Raw genomic sequence first — 13017 nt, forward strand, 5'->3', positions numbered from 1 at the left:
CTTTATTTTTCATCGACCCATTTCAAAAAGTCGTCGACCGCTTTTTGCGCAAGGGAAGAACGCTGGGCGATCTCCTGCTTGAGGTGCTCGGCCATTTGCGCCTTGGATTGCCGAAATTCGCTGATGGTGGCCTTGATCACCTCAGGGTCTGGGGTGCTGACCAGCCGGGTGCCCTGCGGCAGCATTTCATGGACTTTTTTCAGCTTGTTTTCGATTTCAACCGCGATGGTGGGAAAGCCCAGGGAAGCCGGCAGCAGTACACCGTGTGCACGGGCGCTGATGATCACGTCGGACTCGACGATCAGTTTCGCCATGAAGGTTTCGGGCGTATCGCCCGCCGCGTCCCAGCACAACCATTCGAACGTGTGGTACTTGTCGATCAGGTGCTGGTCACGTTCCTTGTACAGCGAGACCAGGCGTACCTGCTCGCCACGCTTGGCGAGCTCATCCGCGGCCTGGACCATCGCCTTGATGAACTGTTGCCCGTTCGCGTCATGGGGCCAGTCGCGCAGGATGAAGGACAGGTACTTGCCCTTCTTGAGGCTGCCGACCTCCAGGTCTTTGCTGGAGATCCACAGGTCGGAAAGCAGGCTGGGGTCGGTGTACACCTCGACGTCGGACTTTCCGAAAGCCTTGCAATGCTGCTGGCTGGTACCGTCCCGCACGGAAATGTAGTCACAGCGATTGATCACGCTGACGGCGCGGGTCAGCAGCTTGCCGCCGCCATCGAAGGGGCCCAGGCCAATACAGAACGCTGCCAGGCGCCGGTGGAAATAGATCCTGTCGACACCACCGAGCAACCCGACATACAAACGCAGAAGCGTGGACTTCAGGTCGGTCTGCGCCTTGATGCTCTTGCACAGCTTCGCCACGATGCCTTTGTTGGCAGCCGCCTCTTTGGCCGGTGGGATGAACGAGAAGAACTGGCCCCCACCGCCCAACACCACTAGGTCAGCCTTGACCGGCTCCTTGATGTGCAGCCACTTGATACGCGGGTTGAAGTTCCTGGCGATCTGCGGATGATCGACACCCACCGCTATATCCGATTCCTTAAAGCGTTTTTTCAGAATATTGATCACGCATAGCATTAATACGTCATCACCCAAATTACCAGGACCGTATGCCCCCCGGATATATACTTTGCTGACATTCATGCTGGGCTTCCATTTTCCACGGGGTCATTAAACACGGCATTCAAGGCAAACGTTGTTGCGAGAATGTAGATAAATATCAGCGCCATGATCATTAATCGATACAGCACACTTTCGACGTAGGCGCTTGATATGAAACTGATGAGAGGCAATGTCCACAAGATCAGGATCCTGGGAGATACGAGCAACTCCAGAGGTAATATCTTCTTGTAGACGAAATACGGCAGTCCCAGCAGGAAGTGAATAAACTGCGAACCGATAAATGCCTTGGCAATCCCGATTGCACCTTCTTCCCGAAGCCACAGTGCTCCGGCAATGAATAACACTCCCCATAGAATGTTACTCATCACACTGAACCAGGCCAGGTTCATCACGATCATTTTTCTTGAAATACCGGACTTGAATGCACTGAGCAGCGAACCCAGGATTACCAGAACCAACGTCACTTCAAAATCCCGCCCCAGGAAACTGCTGCCATACAGTTTGGCCAGCAACTCGGGGAACATGATCACCGGCTGTATGATCACCAACACCACCAGCCAGCCCGACAGAAAGTTCAAGGCGTCCAACTTGCGGCTTTTACCGCCCAGCGCGGCGGCCAGCATCGGCACCAGCACAGAGCCCAACACCACGGAAACATGGGAAAAGATCGCGTTCCATTGCATCGCGGCGGCGTACATGCCCAATGCGGCAAGGCCGTTAGTTGTTTCCGCCAGCAACTTGTTGGCGAACCAGTTCATCGGGGCGACCATCAACCCCGTCAGCAATACCGGCAGGCCAACCGACAGCACTGCGTGCTTTTCAGTCATTGCACCTTTGAAACTCAGCGTGGTATTTCGGGCCTTCAATGTCTTCCAGCAGGCCAGTGCGCTGAAGAACACGATCAGCAATTGAGAACCGGCCAAGCCCAGCAGCGCACCGTTGAGTCGGAACTGCAGGGTCAGGAAGTACGTCGCCGGGATCGCGACAATCGCAATGATTCCGTTGATGGTCGCGATTGTCCGGTATTGGCCCCAACCGGTCAGGCAGCCCTGGGTCCATCCCGACAGGATAATCAACGTGATGGTGCTCAATACGATCAGCGATGCAGCGCTGAGGCTGTCTGCCCCCAGGATAACGCTGGAGAAAAAGTGCGGGAAAAACAGCGCTGTCCCGATGATCATCCCGCTGAACACAACCGAGAACAGCAGCGTCAGCGCGATGCCCCTGCCGGTCTTCTCGGGACAGGTCTCCTTGAACTGCCCGATATGCTTGGCCGTCGCCGTGGTGGTGGCTTGGGCGGCGACGTTGGCAAGCATCACAATCGCGCTCTGGATCAAACCATACTCGCCAAACGATTGCGCACCCAATACCCGGGCAACCAGGATGCCGGTGATGACCACCGACACTTTGGTGGCCACGGCAGAAACGAAACTCCATGCCGTACTGGACACGAACTTTTTCAACAGTGTGCTGTTCATCCGGCATTCACCTGCAAGGGTGTGGTTATCAGCGGCTGGTCAGGCTTGAGGATCTTTTTGCGTTGCCTGGCGGTGTGTTCGGAACAGACCCGCAGCACAATCGCGCCATACGCGATACCGATGGCGTACGGCTGATAAGGCGTGGCCGAGACAACGAACATCACCCCCAGAAAGATGGCGATCGAAACCGCCACCCGGCTGTTCATGTGCTGGGTAATCGAGGTAATGAACACGTACAGCAAGTACACGCCGATCAGCCCGTACTTAACGAAGTAGGTTAGGTAGGCACTGTCGATATTCGAGTTCTTGTCATCGAGGCCACGGTACTCGAACCAGGGAATCTCGAACGGCGTGCCCGCGCCCAGTCCCACAAAGTAATGCAGCGGGTTCATGCCGCGGATCAACTCCAGCGCCGGGCTGAAGCGCGTGGCCAATTGGGCGGCCATGCCTTCGGACGACAAACCATCATTGATTCGATCAGCCCCGATCATATTGCTGATGCCAATGAACGCCATCAGCACCACCGCCCCGGCCAGGGCAACGCCTATCATGCGGGCCGGCCGGGTGTATTGGTGGATGATGATCGCCGCAAACACCGAGACAAAGATGAAGCGAGAGTTGGCAATGAACAAACAGATGAATGAAGTGGCCAGGCAAATGCTTGCGAGCTTTTTCCTGTGTTCGAACAGCCGTGGGTCTATGAAGTAATAAATCAGATAGGCCACGGCGGCGTACGTACCGCCGTCCAGGTAGCGGTAGGCGTTTTCTTCATAGTAGACGTCTTGAAACTTGTACAAGCCCAAGCGTAACCAGGCAATGTCCAGCACATTGAAGGCGGTCATCGCGATCAATAGCAGGAGCACTGCCTGCAACTTCAGCGTTTTTGCGGCAAGGGTCGCGATGTTCGAGAGCACGATAAATGACAGGATCATTATAAACGGCCGAACATCCTTCAACAGGTACTTGTTCGAGGACTCCAGCAGGCCGCAGGCGAGTAACACCACATACAGCCCGCACCCAAAAAGCAGGCCGCCTGGCACCGTCAATTGTTTCTTCTGTGTAGCCACCTGCCGGATCAGCAGTGCGCCCAGCCCGCCGACGATATAAAAGTCAAAGAAGTAGATACCCTTGAGCGAGATTATTTCGCTGTAGGAGTTACCCGTGGGAATAACAGCCAGCATTATCCCGAACACTACGATTGAGTATTTTGGATTTTTCGCCGCGAGCAAACCCGCTGACAGCGCGATAAGGGATAACAGGTAAAACATGGCTGGGTATTCTTTATGCTGATTTGAATTTGGCACGCTACCGCCCCAGGATTTTTCGTTCATTTCCTGAAAACGTGACCTCTATCCTGCAATTACAGTGGTGAATCAGCTCCGATCAGCCTGGTATTCGTACTGGTAATACCCGTAGTTGCCGTAGCCATATTTGGCCGACGCTTTCTTTTCAACGCCGTTGAAGATCGCGCCCCTGAGCACGATGCCGTTCTGGGCAAATCGGCGCATGGTGTGCTCGATCTCTTTTGCCGGGTTCAAGCCATAGCGGGTGACGATCAGGTTGGTCCCCGATTGCCGTCCCACGATGGCTGCGTCGGTCACGGCCAAGAGCGGTGGCGTATCCAGAATCACCAGGTCATACCGTTCGCTGACCTGCGCCAACAGCTCGGTCAGGTTGCGGTGCATCAGCAGCTCGGAAGGATTCGGCGGTATTTGCCCGCGGCTGATGATGTCGAGGTTTTCAATGGCGGTTTTGTGGATGGCGGATTCAAGGGTGCATTGATTGGAGAGGATGTCGGAAAGCCCATCCTTGGCCGGCACACCCAGCACTTTGTGCAGGTAGCCCCGTCGCATATCCACGTCAATCAACAACACGCGCTGCCCGGTTTGCGCGATGACCGCCGCCAGGTTCACCGAGACAAAGGTTTTACCCACCTCGGGGCTGGGGCCGGAAATCATGATCCGGTTATTCGGCGCCTCGAGCATCGCGAAGTGCAAACTGGTGCGCAAACTGCGCAAGGCCTCCACTGCCAGGTCCGTGGGGTGACTGATGGCCAGCAATGAAGAACCGGCATCGGCACGCCCACGCCCGCGGGTGATTTTGTCTTCTTCGACCTTTTGCAGCGTGCTGTACGGAATCGACGCGTACACCGGCAAGCCCAGTTGCTCGATGGCCTCGGGGCTTTCCAGGCCACGGTTCAGCGCCTTGCGCAGCAGCACCAGGGTCACCGCCAGGAAGCCGCCCAGCAGCGTCGCGATCAGCACGATGAGGATCTTTTTCGGCTTGATCGGCTTGAAGAAATTGACGTCTGCGGTGTCGATCAGGCGCACGTTGCCCACGGTGCCCGCGCGCATCACATCGAGTTCCTGGGACTTGTTGAGCAACTGGGTGTAAATGGCCGTGCCGACCTCGACATCCCGGGTGAGGCTCAGCAGCTCCTGCTGGGTGGAAGGCAGGCTCTCGACCCGGCTCGCCAGGCTCTGCTGCTTGCTGGTCAGCTCGCCGATCTGGGTCAGCAATGCGCGATACGCGGGATGCTGGCGGGTGAACTTGCGGTCCATCTCGGCCTGTTGCAGCTTCAGCTCGGAGATGCTGGTATCGAGGCCCACGATCTGGTCGAGAATCGCCTTGGTTTCCAGGGTGATGTCCACCGACTTGCTGCGGGTCTGGTATTCATTCAAGGCCTTCCCGGCTTTTTCCAGGTCCTTCTTGACCTCCGGCAGTTGCTCCTTGAGAAACGCCAGGCTTTGCGCCGCCTCAGCCGAGGTGCGCTCCACGTTCTGCCGCACGTAGATCGCCGCGATCTGATTGAGGATTTTGATCGCTTGGTCCGGCTCGGTGCTTTCCAGCGCCAGGCCGATCATGCCCGACTCCTTCCCTCGCTCGACCACATCCAGGTTCTCCTGATAGTCGAGGATGCTGGTCAGTCGCGCATTGCGGATCACCCGGAAACGCGTGCCGGGCTTGGCGCGCAGTTCTTCAATCTGGAATGCCACGCCATTTTGCTCGAACGGCTGCCCGGCCTCGCCGGCCGCCAGCACCTGGTCATCTTCATCCACCAGGGTGTAGTGCGCGTTTTCACCCACGGTCAGGGTCAGCTTCTTGCCCAATTGCCCGTCGGGCAGGTCCAGCTTGAAGATCTTCAGCGACTCGCCGCCCCAGGCGAAGCTGTCCAGGCCCAGCAGCGGCTCGGCGATTGCACCGGGGTTGGCCTTCTGGAAGCGGCGCGCCAGGAACTCACCCACTACCGGGAAGTACATCGGCTGTACGACGATATCGAGTTTCAGGTTGTCGACGGTTTTGCCAATCACGTAGCGGGACTGGATCAGCTCGATCTCGGTGGCCGACGGCGACTCCTTGCCCAGCATCCCGCCGATGTCCGAGAAGCCCAGCAAGTCGTTCTTTTTCGCTTCGACCTGCAGCAGGGCATTCGCCTGGTAGACCGGGGTTGCCAGCACCGCATAGGCGGCGCCAGTGACCATAAAGGCACCGGTCACCGCAGCGATCAGCCATTTATGGTCGATCAGTGTTCCAAACAGACCGAGGAGATCAATCTCCCCGTTATCGTCTTCCTGTACGGTGACTGCTGGCGTTTGCTGCATAAGTCGGATTCTTAGCCTTTATTTCGATTCAAAAAGTAGTGGCGATCAGCGTGCAAGACGCTGCACCCATGCGTTTACAGCTTCTTCGATCAACGCATAAGCGTGCACAAACGCGGCCTTGCCTTGACGGTACGGGTCGCTGATCTCTCGCTCGTTTTGCCATTTGCCCAGCAGCAAGACCTTGCCTCGTGCCTCGGGCGCCATGCTGAGTACGGCATTGATGTGCTGTCGTTCCATGACCAGGATCAGGTCGGCTTCACTGATCGCCTGTGGCGCCAACTGGGTGGCCTGGTGCTTGTCGGCCGGATGACCGTGGGCTTCGAGTACCGCACGGGCGGTGGTTTCAATCGGCTTGCCGACCAACGCGGCAATACCTGCAGAACTGATCTTGATATCGGAGCACGGGAGTGCGCCACGCAAAAGACTTTCCGCGGTGGGACTACGGCAAATATTGCCAATACAGACAATCAACACTCTTTTAAACAAGGCACTATCCCCGGGCCATCCATTACCCCATGAAGCAACCTCTTCAACTTCATTACTTCACGGCAGTATTTATTAACACGTAACCCTTACTTCCCCCAAAATTATCTCCGGACGAAAAATAACAACCACCGCCTTCAACACGACAATTTATAACATTCATTACTTCGTCACCCCCATCGGCTTTAAATTACAGCCTTGTCACGTATCGCCTTATATAGGAAGAGGAACTCCCATGAGCGCAAATGCCAACAAAGCCTGGTACCTGGTCCAGTGCAAATCCCGGCAGGACGAGCGCGCCGAGGAGCACCTCCAGCGCCAGGGCTATACCTGCTTCCGGTCTACCTATAAACGCGAACGGCTGTTGAAGGGCCAGCGCAGGACCACCCGTGAATCGTTGTTTCCCGGTTATCTGTTTATTCAAATGAGCCAGCAGGACAGCTGGAGCTCACTGCGCTCGACCCGCGGTGTGTCGCGGGTGGTGGCATTCGGCGCGCACCCGTTGCCCATCAGCGACACGCTGGTGGACGAACTCCAGGAGCGCGACCACCAGGCCGTGGTGAGCGCCCTGTTGCAGCCCGGCGAAAGCGTGCGCATCAATGAAGGGCCGTTTGCCGAACTTGAAGCGGTCTTCCTGGCCATGGACGGTGAGGAACGGGTGGTGTTGCTGATGAACTTCCTGCAACGGGAACAACGCATCAACTTGCTATTGGCAGAAATCAGCCGAGTGCAAAGATGTGACTGATAGCGGCGCTGAACAGACAAGAAATAACATTCAATTTAATAACAGACTAAAAATAACATCCGCTTACTTTTTCACCTCTTGAGAATAAAGTAATACGTGAATTAACAGCGAGGGACGGCCATGAAAAGTTCAAAGCTATTGGTAGAGCGTATCGGCCTGTTTCCTTCTTCGGGAAACATTCACGTCAAGGTTAATAGTTCAACCACCGTTGTAGAACGCATGCAGGTGTTATACGCCGGCCATTCCCTGGACAGTGACGAATCCTGTACCGGGCTTTCAATGGTGTTTGCCGACTGGCGCTTCAAGTTGCAGGTGAGCAATCCCCTGTCCATCTGCCTGTGCGTGGAGAGCCGCGGCGACAGCCACCTGATGCAAATGAAGACGGCCGAACTATTGGCGAATATTTCCTGCACCGAGGAGCGGCCATGAGCATTTATGAGGATCTGAAACGGGCCTACGCCTTGAAAAGGCTGACGAACACGTTTGAAGGTTTCGAGGGCCTGGCACCGCACGAACAACTGCCGGCGGAGCAATATGCGTGCAACACCCGGATCATGTCCCACTGGCTGGATCAGCTGCGCGGCAACTCACCGCAGGATATAACCGACACGCTGTTCAAGCAGATGAAGCGTTCGCAGCGCCGTGGCGATGCCCGGCGCTTCAATTGCCAGACGGTGCTGCTGGAGCTGCTGGTGGAAAGTAACCTGGCCCTGGACCTGGCCACTTACTCGGCGTTCAACTGCATGGAAGAGGCCCGCCAGGAAGGCTCCTGATGGGCCTGGTCGGCACCTGATACGGCCACTGCCACATGGTTGAGCAGCTTCTCGGCGTTGTACTTGGGTGCCATCGCACTTAACAACAGGATCACCATTCCCCCACCGATCAACGATGGGGAAACCCGCACTTCAACCACCTCAAGGCGCCACAGAAACGCCAGTGCCGCCATGCCGCCCAAAAAGCCACCGGCCAGTGCTTCGTTGAGTGGGTGAATATAGGGTGCCACGCAATAGGCACTGAACCAGCCGGCGATCAACATCCCGGCGATAGCTGCGGGCCAGCGCCACTCGGGGTTGACCCGGCGCGCCACCAGGCTCATCGCCACGGGCACCATCAACGACGTATTCATGGCGTGACCGCTGAGCACCGCAATATCCAGCTGCTGGAGCGCCACGCCCCAGCCCTTGAACAGCAACTTGCTGAACGCCACGATGGAATAGGTGCAGGCGATGGTCATCAGCCACCACTTGACCGCCTGGGGCCGGGAATACCAGAGCCAGACGGCGATCACCACTGCGGCCGGAATCATGACGGTGATACCGCCATATTGCGCCAGTTCTTCCCGTATCAAGTGCTGTTCCCTACCCGCAAGTTTTTCCCGGACCCATGAGACCTCAGGTCCGGGCAAAACACAACGACTTCAGGGCGCGCCAGCCAGCGATTGCGGCGAAAACACCTCGGTATCCGTCAGTTTCCGTACCTCTACCCGGTGCGGGAAAATCTTCTTTTCCACAAACAAATCATCCACCTGCTGCAACGCCTGCACATCCCGCTCCTCTACCGGCAGCAGCGACTCATCACCCCATGTGCGCAGCAACTGTGAAACCTTGAGCGGGATATCGTTGACCGTGGCAAACACCCGTGCGTATTCCTCGGGGTTCTGCTGCGCCCATTCAAAAGCCTTGGCGAACCGCTGCAAAACGTCACGCAACGCCTGGCGCTTGAGCGGGTCGGTGAGCACTTCATCGGACGCGGTAATAAACGTCAGGCCGGTATTGATGCCCTCCCCGCTGATCAGCACCCGCGCGCCCTGCTGTTCGGCGAACGCCTGGTACACCCCGAAGGTCGCCCAGGCTTCGATCTTGCCGGCGTTGAACGCAGGTAATGCATCGGTGGGCAGCACGAAGCCGACGTTGACGTCCTTTTCATCCACGCCGGCATTCGCCAGGGCGCGGATCAGCAGGTACTGGGAAATGCTCCCACGGGCCGACGACACCACCACATTGCGTCCTTTCAGATCGGCCACGCTGTGGATCGGTGAATCGGGCGGCACCAGGATCGCAATGCTGCGCGCCTGACTGCGGCGCACCGCAACGATACGCAGCGGCGTGCCTCCGGTGGCAGCCGCCAGCACCGGCGTATCCCCGGCCGGGCCGAGGTCCACGGCGCCGGCGCGCAAGGCCTCGAACAGCGGCGCGGCGCCCTGGAAGTTGGCCCACTGGACCTTGTAGTCGATGCCATCCAGGGCGTGGGCGGCCTCCACCACCGTACGCAAGCCCTTGGCCTGGTCACCGAGGATCAGGGTCACACCCGACAGATCCGATGCTGACTTCGGCGCTTCAGCGGCTTTGTCGCAGCCGCCCATCAGCAGTGCAGCCGCCAACAGGCAAAGGGTTCTGAATTCAACCATGGGCAAACCGCCTGACGCTGGCGTTCGCAGGCTGGGCGGCCGGGGCGTCCACTTCAACCCCCAACAGGCTCAGCAAGCGGGCGCGAATCGCCTGGAAACCGTCCTGGCCGGTATCCCGTGCACGGGGCAGGTCGATGCGCAGTTGCTCGGCAATCTTGCCCTCCGCCAGCACGATCACGCGGTCGGCCAGCAGGATCGCTTCGTCGACGTCGTGGGTCACCAGCAACACGGCCGGCGTGTGTTTGCGCCAGAGTTCGGTGATCAGGCGATGCATCTTGATGCGGGTCAGCGCATCCAGCGCGGCGAAGGGTTCGTCGAGCAACAGCAGCTTGGGCTCGCGCACCAGGCCGCGGGCCAATGCCACGCGCTGGGCCTCGCCGCCGGAGAGGGTAGCCGGGTACGCCTCCAGCCGATGGGCCAGCCCGACTTCCGTCAACGCCTGCACCGCACGGGCCTTGGCGTCGGGAACCCGCAGGCCGAGAATCACGTTTTTCCAGGCGCGCTTCCACGGCATCAGGCGCGGCTCCTGGAACACCGCCGCCCGGGCCTTGGGCACGCGCAACTGGCCGCTGTCGATGCTGTCCAGGCCCGCGAGGCTGCGCAGCAAAGTGGTCTTGCCGGAACCGCTGGCGCCCAGCAACGCAACGAACTCCCCCGGGGCGATATCCAGGTCCAGGCCGTCGATGACCCGCTGCTGGCCGAACTGGCGCACCACATTGCGCAACTGCACCGGTGCTGTTGAAGCTTCGAGAATCGACATGTCAGTTCCTCACAAACGATGGGCGCCAGGCCAGGGCAAAACGTTCCAGGGTGCGGATCAAGCCGTCGATCAGCAGGCCCAGCACGCTATAGATCAACAGGCAGATCACGATCACGTCGGTGCGCATGAAGTCCCGCGCATCACTGGCCAGGTAGCCGATACCGGCGGTGGTGTTGATTTGCTCGACAAACACCAGGGCCAGCCAGGAGATGCCCAGGGAATAGCGCAGGCCGACAAAAAACGAAGGCAACGAGCCCGGCAGGATCACGTGCCAGATCAGCTCGCGACGGTTGAGGCCGAGGGTGTTGGCGGCCTCGATCAGTTTGGGGTCGATGTTGCGGATGCCGGCGAACAGGTTGAGGTACACCGGAAAGGTGGTGCCGGTAACGATAAGTGCGATCTTGGTGAACTCGCCGATGCCAAACCAGAGGATGAACAACGGCACCAGTGCCAGGGAAGGAATGGTGCGCAGCATCTGCATCGGTGAGTCGAGGATTACCTCGCCGCGCTTCGACAGGCCGGTGATCAACGCGGCCACCACCCCGATACTCACGCCGATGCTCAAGCCCAGCAGCGCCCGTTGCAGGGACACCAGCAGGTGCTTGCCCAGCTCTCCGGAGACGATCATTGCCCACAGGGTGCCGCCAATCTGAGACGGCGCGGCGATGATCCGTGCCGGGATCAAGCCCAGCTCGGAGGCCAGTTCCCACAGCAACAGCAACACAATCGGGCTGACCAGCCGCAGCAACACATCGGGGGTGCGCCAGTTGCGCAGCCAGCGCGGAATCAAGCGGGATGCAACGCCGGCTTGACCCTCGGCCTTGTCGACGGAAAACGAACTGGCGTTAAGGGACTTTTCAGTCATCGGGCTTCCTTCCTCATCAAGAACACGGCCAGGAGCGCCGCTGCGGTTTCATGCTATTCGCATAAAAAACCTCAGTGAAATTCTATTTGGGAATAACCTAATACGATTAAAATGCGCATTACTGATAACGATCTAAAACTATGATTCTGTATTTTTATAATTAGGATAGAACCAATCGGCATTTTACAGGCCCGGGTGCGGCCCCTATTTTCGATAGCAGCTTTATTCCTGCCCTCAACAAGGACTGACCATGAGCATCGAATTTATCGGCTATATCGGCGGCCACCACGCCTCCGAGATCCACCCTCGCAGCGGCCCGACCTTGCAGCCCGACTACGTGGAGACCGTGGCCCGCGCCCACGAAGAGGCCGGCTTCGACCGCGCGCTGGTGGCCTTCCATTCCAACAGCCCGGACAGTACGTTGATCGCTGCCCATGCGGCCAGCGTGACGAAAAAGCTGCAGTTCCTGATTGCCCACCGGCCCGGCTTCGTCCAACCCACCCTCGCTGCGCGGCAGTTCGCCACGCTGGATGTGTTCAACGGCGGGCGCACCGCGGTGCACATCATCACCGGCGGCGACGACCGTGAACTGCGGGCCGATGGCAGTCATATCGACAAGGATGAGCGTTATGCGCGCACCGACGAGTACTTGAGCGTGGTGCGGCAGGAATGGACCAGTGAAAAGCCCTTCGACCATCACGGCACTTACTACCGGTACGAGGGTGCGTTTTCGACGGTGAAGTCGCCGCAGCAGCCGCATATACCGTTGTATTTTGGCGGGTCTTCAGCGGCGGCCATTGCGGTGGCGGGCAAGCATGCGGATGTGTATGCGCTGTGGGGTGAGACCTACGAGCAGGTGAAGGAAGTGGTCGCCCAGGTGCGGGCTGAGGCGGCCAAACATGGGCGTACGGTTCGCTTCAGTTTGTCGTTGCGGCCGATTCTGGCAGAGACTGAAGCGCTGGCTTGGGAGCGCGCGGATCGCATCCTGGAGCAGGCGACGGCGCTGGCGCAGAAGAATGGGTTTGTGAGGCGTGAACCGCCGAATGAGGGGTCGCGGCGGCTGTTGGCGGCGGCGGCCCAGGGGTCGCGGTTGGATAAGCGGTTGTGGACCGGGATTGCGGGGTTGCTGGGGGCCCAGGGTAACTCTACTTCTTTGGTGGGTACTGCGGATCAGGTGGCCGAGGCTCTGCTCGACTATTACGACCTGGGTATCACGACCTTTTTGATTCGTGGGTTTGATCCGCTGAATGATGCTATTGATTACGGGAAGAGGCTGATTCCGCTGACTCGGCAGTTGGTGGCTGAGCGGGAGCGCCAGGCGGCTGGAAAAGTGGCCTGAGGGAGGGGGACCGAGTACATATCCGTTTCTTCGGTAACGGCCACTTATGGTTCCGCTCTTACAGCGGGTCACTTTTGGCAAACGCCCGGAATGCCGGCCCAGCCAAAAGTAACCAAAAGGTCTTTGCCCCACCACTCGGTGCCTCGCCTAGGCTCGGCATGCCCGCACTCCGGCCCGGTTCCGCGGGCCGCCGCGACGGGCCATC

At 58.5% G+C, this 13017-nt stretch carries 13 protein-coding genes; 4 read left to right on the plus strand and 9 right to left on the minus strand.

What is annotated here, in order from left to right:
* Positions 1-2: 2 nt before the first annotated feature.
* The 5 genes from HX801_RS10380 to HX801_RS10400 form a co-directional block, all read right to left on the minus strand.
* Positions 3-1154, minus strand: a complete 1152-nt coding sequence (locus tag HX801_RS10380) for a polysaccharide pyruvyl transferase family protein (RefSeq protein WP_177022020.1) — start codon at positions 1152-1154, stop codon at positions 3-5.
* Complete coding sequence (locus HX801_RS10385; RefSeq protein ID WP_177022021.1) at positions 1151-2611, minus strand: oligosaccharide flippase family protein; 1461 nt, start codon at positions 2609-2611, stop codon at positions 1151-1153. Before HX801_RS10385 ends, HX801_RS10380 begins: the two co-directional genes overlap by 4 nt.
* Complete coding sequence (locus HX801_RS10390; RefSeq protein WP_177022034.1) at positions 2608-3879, minus strand: DUF6369 family protein; 1272 nt, start codon at positions 3877-3879, stop codon at positions 2608-2610. The genes HX801_RS10385 and HX801_RS10390 overlap by 4 nt, the downstream gene beginning before the upstream one ends.
* 105 nt (positions 3880-3984) lie before the next feature.
* Positions 3985-6213, minus strand: a complete 2229-nt coding sequence (locus HX801_RS10395; RefSeq protein WP_177022022.1) for a polysaccharide biosynthesis tyrosine autokinase — start codon at positions 6211-6213, stop codon at positions 3985-3987.
* A gap of 45 nt (positions 6214-6258) precedes the next feature.
* Positions 6259-6687, minus strand: coding sequence for a low molecular weight protein-tyrosine-phosphatase (locus HX801_RS10400; RefSeq protein ID WP_371316562.1), 429 nt, complete (start codon positions 6685-6687; stop codon positions 6259-6261).
* Positions 6688-6931: 244 nt separating this feature from the next.
* On the opposite strand from HX801_RS10400, the gene rfaH reads away from it, so the two are divergent.
* The 3 genes from rfaH (at position 6932) to HX801_RS10415 (ending at position 8214) form a co-directional block, all read left to right on the plus strand.
* Positions 6932-7441, plus strand: a complete 510-nt coding sequence (rfaH, locus tag HX801_RS10405; protein ID WP_177022024.1) for a transcription/translation regulatory transformer protein RfaH — start codon at positions 6932-6934, stop codon at positions 7439-7441.
* Between the two features lie 120 nt (positions 7442-7561).
* Positions 7562-7870, plus strand: a complete 309-nt coding sequence (locus tag HX801_RS10410; RefSeq protein ID WP_023658750.1) for a hypothetical protein — start codon at positions 7562-7564, stop codon at positions 7868-7870.
* Positions 7867-8214 carry a hypothetical protein gene (locus HX801_RS10415; RefSeq protein WP_177022025.1) on the plus strand — a complete coding sequence of 116 codons (348 nt, stop codon included), beginning with the start codon at positions 7867-7869 and terminating at the stop codon, positions 8212-8214. Before HX801_RS10410 ends, HX801_RS10415 begins: the two co-directional genes overlap by 4 nt.
* Here the strand turns inward: HX801_RS10415 and HX801_RS10420 are convergent.
* From HX801_RS10420 to HX801_RS10435, 4 genes are all read right to left on the minus strand, one after another.
* Entirely contained in the window at positions 8166-8789 is a 624-nt protein-coding gene (locus HX801_RS10420; protein WP_087694216.1) for a hypothetical protein, read from the minus strand. The two genes, HX801_RS10415 and HX801_RS10420, sit on opposite strands and share 49 nt — an antisense overlap.
* A 69-nt stretch (positions 8790-8858) precedes the next feature.
* Positions 8859-9848 (minus strand): ABC transporter substrate-binding protein, encoded by a 990-nt coding sequence (locus HX801_RS10425; RefSeq protein ID WP_102368809.1) that lies wholly within the window; start codon positions 9846-9848, stop codon positions 8859-8861.
* The gene (locus tag HX801_RS10430) at positions 9841-10608 is read right to left on the minus strand and encodes an ABC transporter ATP-binding protein (RefSeq protein WP_177022026.1); all 768 of its coding nucleotides are present in this window, start codon (positions 10606-10608) and stop codon (positions 9841-9843) included. The genes HX801_RS10425 and HX801_RS10430 overlap by 8 nt, the downstream gene beginning before the upstream one ends.
* 1 nt (position 10609) lies before the next feature.
* Positions 10610-11473 (minus strand): ABC transporter permease, encoded by an 864-nt coding sequence (locus tag HX801_RS10435; RefSeq protein WP_003211316.1) that lies wholly within the window; start codon positions 11471-11473, stop codon positions 10610-10612.
* Between the two features lie 250 nt (positions 11474-11723).
* Here HX801_RS10435 and HX801_RS10440 point away from each other — a divergent pair, with 250 nt between their 5' ends.
* Complete coding sequence (locus tag HX801_RS10440) at positions 11724-12812, plus strand: LLM class flavin-dependent oxidoreductase (protein ID WP_177022027.1); 1089 nt, start codon at positions 11724-11726, stop codon at positions 12810-12812.
* The last annotated feature ends 205 nt before the right edge of the window (positions 12813-13017 follow it).

Origin of the sequence: Pseudomonas sp. G1002, from assembly GCF_013385455.1 — a bacterium.
Classification (GTDB): Bacteria; Pseudomonadota; Gammaproteobacteria; order Pseudomonadales; family Pseudomonadaceae; genus Aquipseudomonas.